The sequence below is a fragment of the Fischerella sp. PCC 9605 genome (assembly GCF_000517105.1).
Taxonomy (GTDB): domain Bacteria; phylum Cyanobacteriota; class Cyanobacteriia; order Cyanobacteriales; family Nostocaceae; genus PCC9605.
Genome location: NZ_KI912148.1, coordinates 1616258 through 1634825 on the forward strand (window position 1 = coordinate 1616258; position 18568 = coordinate 1634825).

Annotated in this window: 17 protein-coding genes and 1 pseudogene; 6 read left to right on the forward strand and 12 right to left on the reverse strand. The window is 43.8% G+C overall.

Going from position 1 to position 18568, the window contains the following annotated elements; genetic code table 11:
• Positions 1-83: 83 nt before the first annotated feature.
• Complete coding sequence (locus FIS9605_RS0109430; RefSeq protein WP_026732372.1) at positions 84-455, forward strand: DUF2237 family protein; 372 nt, start codon at positions 84-86, stop codon at positions 453-455.
• A 119-nt stretch (positions 456-574) separates the two neighbouring features.
• Here the strand turns inward: FIS9605_RS0109430 and FIS9605_RS0109435 are convergent, their stop codons facing one another.
• Together FIS9605_RS0109435 and FIS9605_RS0109440 are read right to left on the reverse strand one after the other, a co-directional pair.
• Complete coding sequence (locus tag FIS9605_RS0109435; protein ID WP_026732373.1) at positions 575-1606, reverse strand: hypothetical protein; 1032 nt, start codon at positions 1604-1606, stop codon at positions 575-577.
• A 152-nt stretch (positions 1607-1758) separates the two neighbouring features.
• Positions 1759-2937: a phosphoserine transaminase gene (locus tag FIS9605_RS0109440; protein WP_026732374.1), complete on the reverse strand. Its 1179-nt coding sequence runs from the start codon at positions 2935-2937 to the stop codon at positions 1759-1761.
• A gap of 159 nt (positions 2938-3096) precedes the next feature.
• Here FIS9605_RS0109440 and FIS9605_RS46565 point away from each other — a divergent pair.
• Both FIS9605_RS46565 and moaA read left to right on the forward strand, forming a co-directional pair.
• Positions 3097-3438, forward strand: a pseudogene (locus tag FIS9605_RS46565) (hypothetical protein); the annotation flags it as partial.
• A gap of 123 nt (positions 3439-3561) precedes the next feature.
• Positions 3562-4551, forward strand: coding sequence for a GTP 3',8-cyclase MoaA (moaA, locus tag FIS9605_RS0109445; protein ID WP_026732375.1), 990 nt, complete (start codon positions 3562-3564; stop codon positions 4549-4551).
• 52 nt (positions 4552-4603) lie between these two features.
• On the opposite strand, the gene rpsD is transcribed toward moaA, so the two are convergent.
• The 3 genes from rpsD to FIS9605_RS0109460 form a co-directional block, all read right to left on the reverse strand.
• Positions 4604-5212, reverse strand: coding sequence for a 30S ribosomal protein S4 (gene rpsD, locus FIS9605_RS0109450; RefSeq protein ID WP_026732376.1), 609 nt, complete (start codon positions 5210-5212; stop codon positions 4604-4606).
• A gap of 376 nt (positions 5213-5588) precedes the next feature.
• Positions 5589-5864 carry a type II toxin-antitoxin system RelE family toxin gene (locus FIS9605_RS0109455; RefSeq protein ID WP_026732377.1) on the reverse strand — a complete coding sequence of 92 codons (276 nt, stop codon included), beginning with the start codon at positions 5862-5864 and terminating at the stop codon, positions 5589-5591.
• On the reverse strand, positions 5857-6111 hold the full coding sequence (locus tag FIS9605_RS0109460; protein ID WP_026732378.1) for a type II toxin-antitoxin system Phd/YefM family antitoxin: 255 nt from the start codon (positions 6109-6111) through the stop codon (positions 5857-5859). The genes FIS9605_RS0109455 and FIS9605_RS0109460 overlap by 8 nt, the downstream gene beginning before the upstream one ends.
• A gap of 134 nt (positions 6112-6245) precedes the next feature.
• Here FIS9605_RS0109460 and FIS9605_RS0109465 point away from each other — a divergent pair, with 134 nt between their 5' ends.
• Positions 6246-6983 carry a hypothetical protein gene (locus FIS9605_RS0109465; protein WP_026732379.1) on the forward strand — a complete coding sequence of 246 codons (738 nt, stop codon included), beginning with the start codon at positions 6246-6248 and terminating at the stop codon, positions 6981-6983.
• Positions 6984-7429: 446 nt separating this feature from the next.
• Here FIS9605_RS0109465 and hetR read toward each other — a convergent pair whose 3' ends face one another.
• From hetR to FIS9605_RS0109500, 7 genes are all read right to left on the reverse strand, one after another.
• Entirely contained in the window at positions 7430-8329 is a 900-nt protein-coding gene (gene hetR, locus FIS9605_RS0109470) for a heterocyst differentiation master regulator HetR (protein WP_026732380.1), read from the reverse strand.
• Between the two features lie 140 nt (positions 8330-8469).
• Entirely contained in the window at positions 8470-8667 is a 198-nt protein-coding gene (locus FIS9605_RS42545; protein WP_197036016.1) for a hypothetical protein, read from the reverse strand.
• An 886-nt stretch (positions 8668-9553) separates the two neighbouring features.
• Positions 9554-11626: a DMT family transporter gene (locus FIS9605_RS0109480; protein ID WP_026732382.1), complete on the reverse strand. Its 2073-nt coding sequence runs from the start codon at positions 11624-11626 to the stop codon at positions 9554-9556.
• Between the two features lie 379 nt (positions 11627-12005).
• Positions 12006-13313 carry an inorganic phosphate transporter gene (locus FIS9605_RS0109485; RefSeq protein ID WP_197036017.1) on the reverse strand — a complete coding sequence of 436 codons (1308 nt, stop codon included), beginning with the start codon at positions 13311-13313 and terminating at the stop codon, positions 12006-12008.
• Positions 13314-13394: 81 nt separating this feature from the next.
• Entirely contained in the window at positions 13395-14441 is a 1047-nt protein-coding gene (locus FIS9605_RS0109490; RefSeq protein ID WP_026732384.1) for a zinc-dependent dehydrogenase, read from the reverse strand.
• 101 nt (positions 14442-14542) lie between these two features.
• Complete coding sequence (locus FIS9605_RS0109495; RefSeq protein WP_026732385.1) at positions 14543-15115, reverse strand: PIN domain-containing protein; 573 nt, start codon at positions 15113-15115, stop codon at positions 14543-14545.
• 15 nt (positions 15116-15130) lie between these two features.
• Positions 15131-15592, reverse strand: coding sequence for a helix-turn-helix domain-containing protein (locus tag FIS9605_RS0109500; RefSeq protein WP_231510277.1), 462 nt, complete (start codon positions 15590-15592; stop codon positions 15131-15133).
• A gap of 201 nt (positions 15593-15793) precedes the next feature.
• On the opposite strand from FIS9605_RS0109500, the gene FIS9605_RS0109505 reads away from it, so the two are divergent.
• Both FIS9605_RS0109505 and FIS9605_RS0109510 read left to right on the forward strand, forming a co-directional pair.
• Positions 15794-16501, forward strand: a complete 708-nt coding sequence (locus FIS9605_RS0109505; protein WP_026732387.1) for a class I SAM-dependent methyltransferase — start codon at positions 15794-15796, stop codon at positions 16499-16501.
• A gap of 140 nt (positions 16502-16641) precedes the next feature.
• Positions 16642-18462 (forward strand): FAD-dependent oxidoreductase, encoded by a 1821-nt coding sequence (locus FIS9605_RS0109510; protein ID WP_026732388.1) that lies wholly within the window; start codon positions 16642-16644, stop codon positions 18460-18462.
• Positions 18463-18568 lie beyond the last annotated feature (106 nt).

Below are 18568 nucleotides of genomic sequence, written 5' to 3' on the forward strand. Positions count from 1 at the left end.
ATAGAGGTAGGGTCAAAAGTTAAGAGTCGACTTCCCAGTTAAGAAGCTACTATTTGAAAGGAATTGATTCACGAATTTTTGCCATGACACAGGCTAAGAACGTCCTCGGAGAAACGCTAGAGATTTGTTGCACCTCACCAATGACAGGCTTTTATCGGGATGGAACATGTAATACGGGTGCAGGTGATTTTGGCGCACACCTTGTCTGTGCAGAATTGACTGAAGAGTTCTTGACATTCACCAAGTCAAGGGGAAACGATTTGAGTACTCCCGTTCCCATGTTTGATTTTCCGGGCTTAAAGCCTGGCGATCGCTGGTGTTTGTGCGCTTCTCGCTGGAAGGAAGCACTAGATGCTGGAGTTGCACCACCCGTTGTTTTGTCAGCAACCCATGCATCAGCTTTAGAATACGCTTCTTTGGATGAATTGAAGCAACACGCCCTTGATCTTGCCTAGAGGGAAGGTGGGAAGATGGGAAGGTGGGGGAGATAGGGAGAGGGGGAGAGTGGAATAAATACTAAACCACTAACCACTAACCACTAACTACTAACTACTAACCACTAACCACTAACCATTCAACTTGTTTCCTGAATTTGCAGACGAATGGTGCGTTCTCCTGCGCTACCAAGTTGCAATTCCATCACTTCGCTGCCAAGGGGTTCTAAGCAATTCAGGAGCGATCGCAATTGTGGTGTACTGGCACCGGTATCTACGTATAGCCTATCTGCTAAATTGCTAATGCGTTTCCAAGTCATGTACATTTTGGCGATTGTTTGTTCTAGCTGGGATGCCTGATTTACCAAGTCAGCAGCAATGCTCAAACAACCTACTCTTTGCGCTTCTATGAGTGCGGTTTCGATGTCCACTTCTTCTTCGTTCAACGCTTGGACTTGAGCAGCTGCTTTGAGGTATTTTGCGAGACTACGTGCTTCTGAAGTTACCTGTTTGAGGGTATCGACATCGGGACTTTGGGCAATTTCCTTCTGTAAGGATTTTTGGTGCGACTCTGGCAGTTTTTCCATTTCTTTGACTAGAGGCGCGATGTAACGGGGAGGAAGGGCGTTTTCTGCCGCTTTTTGTTTGACTGGTTCGGGTAACAACTCCGAAGACATCGCTGTCCATTCATCGGTGAGTTGACGTACTTCCCTTCTGGTGATGCGATCGCCTTTTTGTGCTGCTTCGCTCACCATCACTTGCACTTCTGGTGCTGATTTGGCAGTCTCTACAAATGCCCGTTTGCTGAAGTTTTTGATGGCGCTTGGCTCTAACTTTCCCTCTTCTAAGAGAGTATCAGCACTATTAGCTAATTGAATCCAGGCATAAGCCTGACTTTTGCTGAGTTCCCGTTCTTTCAGCCATTTCAGAAATCCCGTACCGCGTCCGTCTCCGCCCTTTTTCTCTCGATCTCGAACTGCTCGTAAAATTCGCCCCCGCCAAATTTCCGTTTGCAAATCAAAGCGATCGCACACTTGCCAAGCTATCTCGACTTGCTGCTGAAATTCCTGCTCTGGAATTTCCTCATCTTCCGGATCGGGTAGCTCAAAATCTAAATCTGCTGGCTGTTGTAGGGCAGCAGCTAGGTCATCGAAGTTATCGGTTGATTGCACGGTTGAGATGGTAATAGTGTATGCGATCGGTTTATTATTACACAATCTGCGAACACTAGATATTGGTTGTTATCGCTCCCCTTCACGCCGCATTTAGACAAGTCGGCTCGGTGAGCCAAGAATCCCCGAACTAGAAGTTCGGGGAGTGTCAACTACCCTGCTTGTTTCATTTCCGCTTTCACAGTCGCATATGCCCAATCCAACCACGGTAGCAGGGCTTCAATATCTGCGGTTTCAACTGTTGCACCACCCCAAATTCTGATTCCAGGAGGTGCAGCCCGATAGGCTGCTATATCGTAAGCTACATCCTGTTTTTCTAAGATTTTCGCCAGTGTTTTCGCACATTTTCCCTGTTCTTCTGGACTTAGGGCAGTAAACCACGCATCCACAATCTTCAGACAAATTGACGTACAAGAGCGAATTTCCGGCTTTTCAGCTAAAAAGTCCGCCCAGCTACTTTGCTCTACCCATTTAACAATGGCCGCTAGATTGGCTTGACTACGGCTAATTAAACCAGCAAGTCCACCAATACTTTCTGCCCACATCAGCCCATCTAATGCATCTTCTACGCACAGCATTGATGGCGTGTTGATGGTATCTCCCTGAAAAATACCTTCAATCAACTTGCCTTTTTGCGTGAGGCGAAACAGCTTTGGCAAGGGACGTGGTGATTTGTAGGTTTCTAAGCGTTCTACAGCACGGGGTGAAAGAACGATGACGCCATGCTGGGCTTCTCCACCCAAGACTTTTTGCCAAGAATAGGTAACTACATCTAACTTATCCCAAGGTATGTCCATCGCGAAAACTGCCGATGTAGCATCGCATATTGTTAACCCAGTGCGATCGCTTGCAATCCAATCACCATTCGGCACCCGAACGCCGGAAGTGGTTCCATTCCACAAGAATACTACATCATGGCTAAAATCCACTTGCGCTAAATCCGGTAAACTCCCGTAGGGAGCTTTGAAGATGCGAGTATCTGGTAATTGGAGTTCATCGACTACATCTTTTACCCATTCCTGACCAAAGCTTTCCCATGCCAATATATCCAGGGGGAGTTTTCCCAGCATTGACCACAGCGCCATTTCCACTGCACCTGTATCGGAAGCAGGCACTATACCCAGGCGATAATCTGCGGGTACACCCAAAATTTTCTTGGATCGCTCAATTACTTCTTTTAACTTTGCTCTGCCACTCTCGGATCGGTGAGAGCGACCTACACAAGCATTTTGCAAAACAGAAACAGACCAACCAGGACGTTTTGCACAAGGACCAGAGGAAAAATGCGTAACGCGAGGCTTGGTGATTGGGGGAGTAAGATTTTCTGACATAGGTGAGTTGCAAAATCATGAATTGGGATAACAAACCCGGCTTCTATTAGAAACCGGGTTTCTACATATTTAAGAAAAAATTAGAGACACAATAATCATGCCAGTAAATACACCTTAGCTTAAAGGCGATCGCGGGAATGCTGTAGGAAAACTAACGACACAGGCACATCACAGTTAATACCCCAATTCTACAAAGCAATTTTCCAACAAGGGAAATCTCCTACTACTGCCCTACACGAAGCACAAAAAACGATGTGGCAGCAAGAGAATTGGCGCAATCTCTCTCTCGTTCTTACGCTGTGCGTAGGAACGCCAGCATGGAGACTCCGCCTCGGTAAAATAACCAGAGGCAGAGCCTCTGTAAGCTATCTTCCCAGGTTGAACCTGGGAACGAGTTACGCGAGTTACGATTTAAAACCTGTACCTACACAAAATATTTTTTCACTCAGGAGCAACGCATCGATGAATAATTTACATTTTTATTCAGCAACGCCTAATTAGCAATTCAACTCAATCCAAGCTAACTTAAAAGAATGTTAGTAAAGTTTACAAAACAAGCAGCCGATCTAGCTTGACAAATTTATGTCTTTATCTATCAAGTCTATAAGATAACTCTATTAAATCATGAACCAGGTAGACTACCTCCGGATTAGTTTAATCGATCGCTGTAATTTCCGCTGTCAATACTGTATGCCAGAGGGAGCAGAATTAGATTACATCCTCAAGCAACAGCTATTGACCGATCAAGAACTGCTGACTCTCATTCAAGAGGTTTTTATCCCTGTAGGATTTACCCGGTTTCGCTTGACTGGAGGGGAACCCCTATTACGTCCACGTGTAGTGGAGTTGGTGAGGGCGATCGCTTCTCTTCCCCAAACGCAAGACCTCTCCATGACTACCAACGGCTTTTTACTCGCTCCAATGGCGCAAAGCCTATATGATGCTGGATTAAGACGAATTAATATCAGCCTAGATTCCCTCGATCCCGACATCTTTGACCAAATCATCGGTAATCGCGGTCGTTCTCGTTGGCAAGATGTTTGGAATGGTATTCAAGCTGCTTACCGTGTGGGATTTGATCCCCTAAAACTGAATGTAGTGGTGATCCCCAATGTTAACGACCACGAAGTTCTGGATCTCGCGGCGTTGACCATTGAAAAACAATGGCATGTCCGATTTATTGAGTTTATGCCGATTGGTAACGCCGAATTATTTGGCGATCGCGGTTGGACACCCTCAGAAGAACTCCGACAAAGCATCCGCGAACGGTGGGGATTGACAGAAGCACAAGTTCGTGGTAGTGGGCCAGCCGATGTCTTTCAAATTCCCGGGGCGAAGGGAACGCTAGGATTTATCAGTCAGATGTCGGAGTGTTTTTGCGATCGCTGTAACCGGATGCGTCTTTCTGCTGATGGTTGGTTGCGTCCGTGTTTATTGAATGAAAATGGGCAAATAGACTTAAAAACTGCTCTCCGTGCAGGTGTCAGTACCGCCGAATTACGGGAGCAGGTGAGACAATTACTGGCAATTAAACCCGAAGTTAATTTTAAGCAACGTGACTCGGGTACAACAGCGGGTGTTTACACGCGCACCATGTCGCAAATTGGGGGGTAGTCATTGGTCATTTGTCATTTGTCCTTTGCAAATGACAAATGACCAATGACGATTATGCCTGTCGTGAATAGTACTCAACCACGAGCAGTTCGTTAATGCTGAGTGCTATCCATTCGCGCTCAATGACGCCGTTGACTTTGCCAACCAAGGTGTTTTTATCAAACTCCAGATGGCTGGGGAGGTTTGCCAAACCGGGATATTGCAAGTTAGCTTCCACCAATTTCTTGGATGCTTCCCTGTCTCTAACACCAATAACCTCTCCAGGACGGCATTGGTAACTGGCAATATTGACTACACGACCGTTAACTGTAACATGGCCGTGATTCACCAATTGCCGTGCTGCTGGGATAGTGGGAGCCATACCCAAACGGAAAACCGTATTATCCAAGCGCATTTCTAGCAATTGCAGTAGCACTTGTCCGGTAGAACCAGTAACGCGTCTAGCTTTCCGTACGTAGCGCAGCAGTTGCTTTTCTGTCAAACCGTAATTGAAGCGGAGTTTTTGCTTTTCCTCAAGACGGATAGCGTACTCAGAGCGCTTCTTGCGGTTCTGACCATGCTGGCCGGGAGGATAAGAGCGTCTGGCACTTTTACGAGTTAATCCTGGTAATTCCCCCAGGCGACGTGTAATTCTTAATCGTGGTCCTCTGTATCGGGACATGAGCTTCCTAATCTAATCCTGTTTCAACTTTACCCAGACATATCATTTTGACATTCCCTGACCAAAAGTGGTAGGGATTCTTGGTTCAAGAAACGCACATCCAAAAATAATGCAGTTGCCCGCATTATGACAAAGATGCTTTTTTATCCAAGCTTTTACTCTGAAGCAATCAGAGTCAGTTTCGACGTGTCTCGCCGTACTGTACTTGTTGTTTTAAGCTCTTGGTTGCAAACGCTCAGCGTGCCGTCGTCATCGCTTGAGTTTCCAAGCCTCCACGACACCGTCAAATGCCAGCAGCCAGCCCATTTGCGGATTTTTCGCTACATCTAAAAATAATTGTATCAGGAATCGAGAGCGATTGCGTATTCTGTTAAATTTACAAATTCTTGTATACTTCATCGTCATTCCGCTTGCCTACACGGAACACATCGACCAATTGGTTCTCATCGTCAATGGTGTACAGAATTCTGTACTCTCCTTGATCAACACGATAGCCTCCTTCATAACCTTTCAAGGCTTTGTAGTCTTGCGGTCTAGGATTGGCTTGTAGCGAAAAAATTTTTGACACAACTTGCTTAAACTGTTTAGCTGGTAAGTCTAATAGATCTTTTTCTGCGGTTTTAGCAATCCTCAGAGTATAGCGTTCACTCATTCTCACGATGGGCAACGATCGCCTCTAGCGTTGTAAATCCATCGTTTTCTGCCACAGCACGGCGCAACTGTTCAGAATCAATGGCATCTTCAAGAGCTTCTAAACGCTTGAGGTCTTCTAGCCCAATAATGGCAACGGCCGCCTTACCGTGCCGCTCAATTACAATGCGTTCGCCTCCATACTCAACACGATTAACTAGTTCCTGAAAATTGGCACGAGCTTCTGTTGCGCTGACAGCATTTGTCATTTTTAACAAATTGTACAAATTTTACATTTTGTATAATTATTATAGCAGCTTCCCAAAAGCTTCCTGCCAAATTGGGTGAGAACAAAGTTTAAAGATGAGATAGCATAACCTTGGGTGATTGGAGCAGAACGGACATGCCAGGAAAGAAAAACAGCAAATATTCACACAAAATGATGCTAAGAGCTAAATTACGCTCTGGTGCTGGTATTGCTGCACCAGCATTGACTGTGGTGGGATGGTTAGGAATGACTTTTTTACCCGCTACAGCTATCAGTGCCTCCTACGGAAATGAATACAGTGCTTGTGCATCCCAACTTTTGAGGGCGGGTGTTACTGCGGAAGCAGCTTCGCGTTCTTGTGCAGGAGCATTGCGTCCCCGGGATTTGTCTTCTTGCGTAGCTAAAATTGAGGGCGAGACAGACATAGCAGCAGTAGATGCCCTCTCTACCTGTGGACAATCATGGCGTCCCGAGGATGTAGGCACATGTGTAGTTGGTATTAGCCAGAATACTAAAGAGGCTGTTAATAAAGAAGTTTTAAATTACTGCGGTGTCAGTTTATTGCCAAAACGCTACGCTCAGTGTGTGGTGGGTTTGCGATCGCAAATTGAAAATTTAGCTCCTATTCAGGCTCTCAATACTTGTATTGATGCAACTGATTACATTAGCGGCTTCTTACCTTCTTTTATACCTACAAATACAGGTAATACTATTTTTCAACCCTCTTTTCAAACTCAGCCAATTCCCACTAATCCAAGCCCCGGCAATACTATTCCTAACAATCTCAACCCTAGTATTCCAAGTCCCAGCAATACTATTCCTAACAATCTCAACCCTAGTAATCCAAACCCTAGCAATCCAAACAACCAGTAAGATTAATTGTTTTTGGCTTAACAACTGTCTTGATACTCTCTCAACAAATGATATCGTGTCCGTTTAATCAGTTTATATTCCACTGTGAGTGCGGCTTCATAGTTGTCATCCCATTACCAACTATCTGTTACCGACCTCAACGGATAATATAAGTGTTCAACTGGACATGATATGAATATTTCGCTACTCTACGATCAAAATTTGGGAGTGTCTAATGTTGTTGTACAAGCATTGGCGTCTTCTCCCTGAGCAGACGCCAATCTAAAATGGCATTTAGATATGGGAGTGTCAATCTACAAGGATATATATTTTTTACCTATTTTTTTTATCCCACACTAACAACACTGTACTTAAAAGTACTTGTTGTGTAGTGTGGGGCTTGCGACGCCACTAGCTAAGAGTTTTCCCCAGGAAAATCTGAAGACCATGCTGAATGTTTTGGATTTTTAGTCTTCTTTTTTACCAAAGACCATCTGTAAAGTCACTGGAATGCCATCCTCTTGGTGATACTTATCTGCCCAAGCACGGATAACTTCATCCAATTCTTCCATAGCCTGCTCCATCTTTTCGCGTGGGATATCTAACTCTTCCAAAACACGCATGGTGTTGGGTCTTTTTTCTGCCCAATCTCTCATCATTCGGAAGTACCGAGCGGTATCTTCCACCATGATATATGTGCGCTCCTGATCGTCTGCTGGCGCATAAAAGGGACGGGTGAGAGCGTAGAAGGGCATCCCCCAAGGAGAGTCAATACGTGTCACAGTACCCGAGTAAAGCAGACGGCGCTTGATATGCTCCGCCAAAGCTTCACTCAAAGGCATCTGATGTTCTTTGGGTAAATCTTCCTGGGATCGCTTGTGCAGAAATTCAATTAACTCTAGAAATTCAAACGAGGTGATTAAGTGAGCATCAGGCAAATTAGGCGGTAATTTTTGCTCAATTTGTCTTTTTTCCTCGCTAGTCAAACTTGTGCCGGGAATGCGCGATCGCCCTGGTCGCCAAGGATATTTTTCCATCCAGACGTAAGGGAATTGAATCAGATAGCGTGGTTCTTGAGAACCAAGCATCTTCAACAATTTGCCCTCAGTTAACGCCTGTCTGACTTCCTCGACAATGGCTTTCACTCGCTTTGGTTCCAAGTGGTGCAAATGCCCTGTCATTCGCAGGTTTTGTCCCTGCTCTAGATAGGTCATGTAGATTGCACACTTAGCTGCGGTTGCGGCTGCATCCAAAAACGCCCCATGCCTGTGCCCACTCGTCCGCATAGCACTAAAAGCCAGATAAAGCATGATCTGATCCATCGCACTGGGGCCAAGGCGTTTGATCAGATCTACGTCGTTACTCATATAACAGACAGTTGAATAGCACGTTTACAGTTATCAGCCAACGGAGAGTATGTAGTATACACCCGACTGAAAGTGATGTCTTTACTCAGATGATCTATTATGCGTTATGCATGAGTGTTGTTGGTAGTCATAATTGTCATTTAGTCCGTATTTTCTGGCAAAATGGCAGAATTAACTATTTTGATAGAGTTAACTTGCCGGAAGTTTTGCAAGTAGTTTTGCCCAAATATGGGGATTTGAGCAATTGTATGCAACAACCAACTAATCAGTTGTTCTATATGCGGGGCTTGTTTACCAAAAGTTGGAACTGACAAGCGGAAGGATAAGCTCAAAAGCAATAGTCCACTCTCGTTGCTAGCTTTCTAGATGACTACTTGGCTGTTTAAAATTCCAGCACTGCTCGCTTATCGAGGAGGAAGTTACCCATAACTTAGTTTTACTCAAGGGTGTTAGATCGCAAGTCAGCTAAGGGCACTAAGCTTTTGCAGCAACCTCTGCTATGTCTGTTCTACAACAGAAAATTCAACCTAAGTGGTATCTTCAGCAGTCTCACACTCAACGCAGCGTATAGCGAACTGCCTTGCGTTTGCAAAATTTTGGTGATGCTCCTGTGACATGGTAGTTTAGCTTGAGGGAAGTTCATAGTCCTCAATTTAAGGTGATCGTTCAAAACTAAAAAAACCTTTTATTTCTTAGAAAGATTTTTGTTGATTTTAGCAGTTTTGCTCAAGTGCATATGTAAAAAGATTTACAAATTTACCATTGTTGTTAAAACTTTTATTTACACACACGCTAAAAAGTTCATGAATCTCAGGCTAGCTTATACATACAGGCGGTTTGCTTAAATTTTTTTTACAAAAAATTCGCTTTTTCTTTAACTTTTGACCAAACAAGGCAAAAGTTAAAAGTTAAAAGTCACTCATAAAGAATAAGAAAAATGGTCACGCTTCACCATTATTTATTTATGGAACGATCGGGAAAACATTCCCAATCGAGATGCGTAGCACGAGAAATAATACGTCCTTATTAAATCCCCTCAATTTATTTATGAGTATTATCTTTTTACTTTTTACTTTTTACTTTTTACTTCTTACTTCTTACTTTTTACTTCTTAATATTGCAGTGTGGTGAAAATTACTATTGAGTTGAAAAAGGTAACAACAGTTTAATTTATAGGCTTTCCTCTTCAGGCTTCTTTACTCTGACTTCTTGTACGAGTTGATATTAATTTTTAGACCTAGGAACTTTGTTCCGATTTCGCATTTTTTCATAACTAACAGCAGCCGTACCACCAGTTACTAATAAAACTCCTAACACTTGTATAGGTTGCAAGTTTTCTTGAATAATAAACCCAGCAAGAATCACTGTTAAAGCAGGAATAGTAGCACCCACAATTGCAGAACGTGTGGCTCCTAGTTTGCGAATACCAACATTATTGAATAAATAACCAAACAGAGTGAATACGCCCAAAATAAAAGCACTTAAAATCAATTCCAACAAGTTGTTAGGATTTAGTAGCAAACTCCAATTCATTGGTAAAGGTAGCATCAGACCAATGAAGGACAACAGCAACACGGTAGCGAAATTAATTAAGGTAAAGGAGACAGGATGTAGTTTGGCTGCACAGATGCGTGTGAGAATTACGTACACAGCAAAAGTGACTCCTGAAGCTATGGCTGTGGTGCTACCTAAAACGTTACCCGTGCCGATGGTTGTAGAACCTGCCAAAACTAGCATCTGACCCAAACAGATACAAGCAAGCGCTTTCAAGCGGAAGGAATTAGGTTGATCTCGGAATAAAAACCATGCCAATAGTCCACTAATGGCTGGGTAGATAAACAACAGTGTAATCGCCATTCCAACCGCTATTTGACCAATGGCAATGTAAATTAATACCTGAGATAAAAATAAAAAGCATCCACTCACAATCGACAATAACAACAGCTGCTTGGCTTGAGCATTGGCAGTAGAAGATTTTGCTCGTGCTGATTGGATTAAGCTTTGCAAGTCTTGCCATACTTGCGGATGCATCATGGGAGCCAGAACTAACATCAACGGTACAACTATTAGCATCCGGAGCATTAAAATTAACAGAGAATTACCCAAAGTCGGTGGTAGCAAACGCTCGACTTCAAATACTCCAAAAATCAGAGTACCTGGGTTAAAAACCACTTTAATGGCTACGTTGTAAAGCGATGTCGCCACCGTTGACAACACGACCAACAATAGACCGATTGCTGGTATCGATGACCTTCTCACCCGAGAAGGTGGTGGCGCTGGTGTATACTCCTCTGGCGGTGGTGGTGTTGGTACGAATGCAGTAGGAGGTCTAGTTTCGCGTTTGGGGACTATTCTTGTTGGCAGAAGATGATTTGCGATCGCCTCCTTAGGCAAACTGGATTGTGGTGCTATTGGCTGTGAAATAGTATCTGTTTGTTGGAGTTTCGTGACAACTTCCCGAGAAACGTGCTGTTGTTGCTCAGTTGGTTTGTCTTCCCAAGCAATAATATCTTGCGGTTGCTCGTTTTGTTGCTCGGTCGGTTCGTCTTCCCAAGCAATAATATCTTGCGGTTGCTCGTTTTGTTGCTCGGTTGGTTTGTCTTCCCAAGCAATAATATCTTGCGGTTGCTCGTTTTGTTGCTCAGTTGGTTTGTCTTCCCAAGCAATAATATCTTGCTGTTGCTCAGTCGGTTCTTCATCAAAAGGTGATACAAATTGGATTACTGTTGGCGGAGATGCTCCTTTTTTGGTTGTTGTGAGTTCTTCACGCACCAGTTCTCCATGCAGACGATTTACTAACTCTGCTAAGATTTCTTCCCCTTGCTGTTGTTGAATCGACATCCGAGACAACTGTTGGGAAAGATTATTTTGATAGTTCTTTACCTCCTGCTGCAAAGTGTTAAAAGTGATGGTAAGGGTATCATCTAATGAGCCAAGAACTTGATTTGCAACAGCATTGTCTTTTTCTACAGCTTGGTTAGCTAAAGTTTCCAGCGAAGATTTTAGTTGTGACGATATGTGATTCGCCAAAACTTGTGCTAACTGACTCAACAATGGTTGCAAGTCGCTGAATTGCCGACCTTGAAGTAAGTCTTCTTTTTCTTGTTGCAGACGTTGAACATCATTAGCTAAACGGAGTTTCTCCGCTTGTAGTCGCTGAATATCTTCCTGTAAAGACTTAAGCACGGTTCGCTGAATAGTTTGCAATTCTTCTGTTACAGCCCGTAGAGCAGTGTCTGCTTCTGCTAATGGATCGCCTGCTCGTGAGTTTTGCGATCGCTTTTCAAATCGTCCCATTAGTTTATTACCTCTGACCCCTTGACACACCAACCACTTTTTGCCTATCAGAGTTTCCTAAAAATACATTTAACATGGAAGAATGTAAATATAATGACAGTTTACCTATCAATCAAGGATTGATTTGTAACTGTAACTATTTTTGTGAAAAATACACAGTCCTGCGATCGCCCGACGAGCATTTTAGAGAATTAGCGTTCGCTAGAGGTAGTCTTGTCAAGGTGGGTCAAAAACGAACCCAAACCTTAGCACCTCTTAGTGTCTTAGTGTCTTAGTGTCTTAGTGTTTCAATCATTCTTTTTTCACTACCAAGACACCAAGAAAAATCCATTGCCAAGACTCACACTTTGACAGGAGTGTAGGGAAACCCCAAAATGACTCATCCCAAATTTAAAATCCGGACAATGCTAAAGATAGCAGCACTAAGTCCTGCGCTCACGGGTACTGTCACGAGCCAAGCAGTGGCAATGCCTTGGAGAGTTTTAAATTGAACTGATTTAGGGTTTTGCACCAGTCCAATGCCAACTACACCACCGACAAGAGCATGAGAAGTGGAAACAGGTAATCCTAGGCGGGAGGCAAGTAGGATGGTGGTGGCAGTTGCAAGTTCGGCGCAAAATCCACTGCTGGGTTGTAAGGGAATGATGCTTTCACCGATAGTAGCGATGACTTTTTTACCCCAGACAGCTAAACCAGTGACAATGCCAGCGCCACCAAGTACTAAAATCCAGATCGGAATAGCGATCCCGCCGATCGGTACTGTGCCAGTGTTATGAATGTAAATGATCGCCGCTAAAGGAGCGATCGCGTTACCGACATCATTAGAACCATGAGCAAAGGCAACAAAACAAGCACTCAGTAACTGGAATTTGGCGAATAGGCGCTCAACGGTAGGTAATTGGGAATTTTGTGATACGGAGAAAGATTTCACCCCATCTCCCCATCCCCCCATCCCCCCATCTCCCTCTCTCCCCATCTCCAACTCTCGCCAACTGTAGAAGCTAAGTCCAACCGCTGCAATTCCTCCCACAAGTAATGAGATGTCGTGAGCAGGTATTTTTATACCAACTTCCTTAATCAAAAAACTTGCGATCGGTTGAGTAACTGCTGGTAGAACAATTACACCGAATACTCCTAGCAACATCGCACTTAACCAGGGTATCCACTCATTTAAGTGTATTAATTGATGCGGTTGTTCTAATATCCAGCGCTTAATTTGACTGTAAAATAAAGCAGCAATTGCACCACTGATTATTGGTGTGACAATCCAGCCCAAGGTGATTTGTCCAATTGATGACCAATCAATCGCACCTATTCCCAAAGCTACCCAACTAAAGCCTGCGATCGCACCAACAACCGCATGAGAAGAAGACACAGGCAAACCGCAGGAAGTGGCAATTTGTAACCACAAACCGCAACTTAGTAGCACTGTCATCATCCCAATCGCTAACATTTGGGGTGTACTGGCAAATAAACTGGGATTGGCAATTTTCGTCGCGAGAGTTTCCGATACTTCATGTCCAAACAGTACCGCACCCGTAAATTCCAATACACCTGCAATTATTAATGCCTGTTTGAGAGTTACAGCCTTGGAACCTACAGAGGTTCCCATTGCGTTGGCAACATCATTTGCACCCAGGTTAAAAGCGAGATAGAAGGCTAGTAAGACGACAATAGTGATAAACATGGTTTGGGGAGTAGTTAGTAGTTAGTAGTTAGTAGTTGGGTGTTATTTACCACTAACCACTATCCACTAACCACTAACTATTTATGGATAAATCAAAATCTTGTAAGTTTCCGGTGTGGGTGCGATCGCCCGATCTACAGCTGCTGATAAATCTTGTAATGGGTAGCGATCGCTAATCAATGCCTGCACGTCGATGCGGCGATTAAAAACAATATCAGCCGACAGATTTTGCAGGCGGTAGGATGAACTGTAACTGCCCATCAAATCGATTTCTCGGCGATAGAGAATATTCGGATTGACGGGAATTTCTACTTCATCAGGAAACTCGGCGAAAAATAGAATTTTACCGCCTTTGCGGGTACAGTCGAGGGCTTGGAAGAAAGCTTTTTCACTGGGGACAGCAAGCAGGGTGACATCCACGCCTAAACCATTGGTGAGTGCTTTAATTTTAGCTGGTAAATCTGCATCACGGGCATCAAAAGCCGCTTCTGCACCCACATGTAAAGCTTTTTCTATTCGCGAGGGAATTAAGTCGGTAGCGATCGCCTTTGCCCCAAAATACTTCACCAACATCACAAACATTAAGCCAATTGGCCCTGCACCAGTAATTAAAACTGTTTGCCCAGGAGCAATTTGAGCTTTTTTCACCGCCTTGAGGCAGCAGTTAGTTGGTTCGACAAAACTTGCTTCTTCAAAACTAATATTATCGGGGATCGGAATTATCCCACCATTGCGGACAATATGACCGGGAACTTTAACATACTCAGCAAAACCACCACCACTAGGCGCAAACCCGGCTGTCGTGCAGATATTTTTATAGGTATCGCACATCGAGAAATTGTCATTGAGGCAGTAGTCACAACGCATACAGGGGATGTGGTGCATCACTGCTACTCGTTGTCCGACTTGCCAATTTTTTACCTCTGCGCCAACTGCTGCAATGGTTCCCGCAGTTTCATGTCCAAAAATGCGTGGCGGTTCATACAGCGGATAGCGAATTTTTTTGATATCCGACTGACACAAACCCACTACTCGCACCTGTACCAGCACTTCATCCGGTTCCAGCGTAGGTACGGGTATATCTTCGTAAGAAAGTTGATTAACGCCTCTAAATATTTGTGCTTTCACGTTGATTTCTCACCGCTCGACGATATTAGATTTAACACTAGGGGCGTTCTTTGGGCTATGAATTTTGAGATTTTTGTTTGTATTAATGCTCTGCGGAGAATTTAAACTGCATCATCAAAGCCAACAGATCTGATTTTACTGACGAAATTTACTAAATTCACTCCATCTTGCTTACTTAGCAAACTAAGTAATTCGGTAACACTCAGGGGGTATTTTCTATACTTTTGAGACTGTTTTTGCACTACTTGAACTATTTCTTCTGGGTAGTCATTGAATAGATCGCTAAGAAAATCATCTGCTGACTGTGCTTGGATATTCCAAGGAGTCAAAGCTTGAGCATCGAAATCTATAATATTGTTGGTAACAATCACATCAGCCCTAGCTACTACCGCAGCAGCAAGAACATGACGATCTTTGGGTTCATTAGTCATGAATTCTTCTATTTCTGCTGGTACTTGAACCATAGCTTCAGGAAAAGCTGCTTTCATGACCTCTTCAAGGTTTATCGCTTTCCCAGCAGAGATTTTCCCTTTTAGAACAAGATTACCTAATGCTTCATCTAAGATTTTTTGTGACCAGTAGGGTATGTACAAACCAGCTTCAGCAGTGGACAATAAAGTATCACGTAAATACGCAGGAAACAACACGCAGGCATCTAAGAGAACATTGAGCATAGTAAATTTATGTCATCACTCGTCCTCGTACAAACCTGCTTCTTCACTCATTTCGATTAGTTGCTGTAAAATTTGGCTACGTTTTTGATCTCGCTGTTCTTTGTATTTCTTCAAATCCTCAAAACGAACACGCCGATGTGCGCCGACCTTTATGTAAGGAATTTCACCCTGTTCTAATAACTTAATTAGATAGGGGCGTGAAACGTTGAGAAAATCAGCCGCTTGTTGAGTTGTCAGTTCCCGCTCTTGAGGGACTATAGATATAGCCTGTCCCAATGCCATTGCATGGACAACTTGACGCAACACCTGATAAACCGAATCAGGAATAGTAATTTCTTCTCCGTTTGCTCCTACAAGTTTCGGCTGGGAACCTTCGAGTTTGAGTATACGTTCGATTTGCCTAATAGATGACGCTTCTTGTTCTTGAGCCATCACTGACTCTACAGGCAAGTTTTGCCCAGACATGATGGTCTTCATGGTGGCTGATAATTACTCTAGTATATTGCTCTATAATATCTCATATTACATAAACGAAATATCCGAAAAAATTATAATTTTCCCTCTGGCGTTCAGTTCAAGTTACTGCAAGATTATCTGTGGAGTGAGCAATCTTCAAGTGGGTTTGTTCGTGGGCAATCCTATAGTTAGAGTGAATTGAAAACCCATCAGAGTTATCGTATGGCTTCCTTACCTGCATGGTATTTTGATGAATCCAGAATGGCTGGCATCGACTTCAATGATGCGACTGTGGTTGAGATATTTGATCGCAACCAATTATCGAGTACACCACAGAAAGAACAGGACTTAGTCTCTCAATTAGGTATTTGTTCAGGACATAGTGTTATTGAATTGGGTGCAGGTACAGGTACTTTTGCAATTCAAGCTTCATTGGCTGGTGCTTCAGTAAATGCTGTTGATATTTCGCAGGCTATGTTGACTTATGCCCAACACAAAGCTCAAAAATCTGGTGCTATCAACATTAAATTTCATCAAGCAGGCTTCTTATCCTACAAACACGAAGGTGATTTAGCTAATTTTTTAGTGACAAAAGCCTCACTTCACATCTTGCCAGATTTCTGGAAAATGGTAGCATTTCTACGAATGGCTTCGATGCTCAAACCTAATGGTGTCTTTTACCTCCGTGATGCAATATTCTCATTTCCACCTGCTGAGTACGAAACTGCGATCGATGAAACTATTGAGCAAATAGCAAAACGTGAAGGTGAGGGCTGGACAGCTAAAGACTATGAAGGACACGTGCGTGAGGAATACAGTACCTTCTCATGGATCATTGAAGGTATGCTGAGGCAAGCTGGGTTTAACATCTCTGACGTGCAGTATCTTACACCCACTGTTGCTGAGTACTTATGCATCAAAGTAGCCTAACATCTCATCACATCTTATGCTTCGTTATATCAAGCATAATAGAGTTCAGATAAACGAAATATCCGAAAAATAGCAAGATTATCTTGTCTGATACCAAGCCAGCTGGTGAGAATATATCGGAAATCCAGCGAGGTTAACAGATGGTGAATCAGACGTACACAGCTGATGTCTTAGTAGTCGGTGGTGGCACAGGGGGAACCGCTGCTGCTATCCAAGCAGCGCGAAGAGGGGCAAAAACGATCCTCGTCAGCGAATTTTCTTGGCTGGGGGGAATGCTGAGTTCCGCTGGCGTGTCTGCACCGGATGGCAATGAACTAGAAGCCTTTCAAACGGGATTATGGGGTGCATTTTTACGGGAGTTGCAGCTGCGACAACCAGGAGGATTAGACAATAGCTGGGTAAGCTTTTTTAGTTACGATCCGCGCGTTGGGGCAGAGATTTTTGCAGATTGGGTGCGGCAATTACCAAATCTACTTTGGATTTCCGGATATGTGCCGTTAGAAGTTTTCAAAGAAGGAAATTGTGTAACTGCTGTCCGGTTTGCAGATTTCACTGTCAAAGCCAAGGTGATTCTTGATGCTACGGAGTTGGGAGATTTATTGGCTTTGGCTGAAATACCTTACCGCTGGGGTTGGGAGTTGCAGTCGGAGTGGGGAGAACCCAGCGCCCCAGCCAACTTTAATTCACTCACAACAAAATATCCGGTGCAAGCTCCCACTTGGGTAGTGGTGATGCAAGATTACGGTGAAGCCGTTGCCCCAGAAATTCCGGCTGCACCTAATTACGACTCAGCGCTGTTTGTTGGTGCTTGGGATGACTATGGCGCAGAGGCGTTTTTAAATTACGGTCGCTTGCCCGGTAGTCTGTTTATGATGAATTGGCCCATTTGCGGCAATGACTATGGTGAAGGTGTAGCGCGATTAATTGAGTCAGAGACAGCGCAGCGTGAGTTTAAAACAGAATGCCTTTGGCATAGCCAAAATTTCGCCCGTTTTATCCAAACTCAACTCGGTCGTCGCTACGGTTTGGCAAATCAAGTCTTCCCCTACTCCCCATCTCCCCATCTCCCCATCCCCCCATCCCCCCATCTCCCCCTCTCCCCCGGCGGTGGTGCTTATGCTTTACACCCCTACTACCGGGAAAGTCGTCGCCTAGTAGGATTAACTACTGTTAGAGAGCAAGATATTTTGCCAATGGCAGGGGGTAGGGTTGCAGCGTTAAATATAGATGCGATCGCGATTGGTAACTACGCCAACGACCATCATTATCCTGGTATCAAGTTTCAGTTGCAACCGAAATCCATTCGCTGGGGAGGTCGTTGGACGGGAACTCCCTTCACCATTCCCTACCGTTGCTTAATTCCGGTGGACACAGACGGTTTATTGGTGTGTGAGAAGAATATTTCTGTGTCTCATATTGCTAACGGATCAACCAGATTGCAACCTGTAGTCATGGGTATTGGTCAAGCTGCGGGAATGGCTGCTGCTATTTGCGTACAGTTAAATTGCCAACCAAGGGATTTACCGATAAGAGTGCTGCAAGAAGCTTTACTACAAGATCAATTCTCGCGTGCGGCAGTAGTGCCGTTATTTAACTTACCATCCACACATGCTGATTGGTTACACTGGCAACTCTACTACTTAAATAATCCAGAAGCCTATCCAGGTAGTGGCGATTGTTCTGATTCACAGTATTCTCAGTACTATTACGGCAATAGCAAGACCGTACCATCACAAAATTTTAACTTTTTTACGGGTAATTTTCATCGTCTAACTCAGCAAGATTACCGATTCACTACCATCTCGCCAGCACCATACAAAGGACAAACTTGGCAGCTTGTGACTTTGCGATCGCACGTAGATGATCGGCTACAAACTTGTCCCCATCAGCAACTGCTCAAAATCTGGGGGCGACTCAATTATGCAGGTAATTGGTTACTAGTGGAAAATATCGATATCTGAACAAAGTATTTTTTTCAGTTAAAAACAATACTTTTTTTACCAAACTGTCCGGATGCACTAAACGCAACTCAGTATCAGTGAAGTAGAGAGTTCTAAAATAGACATC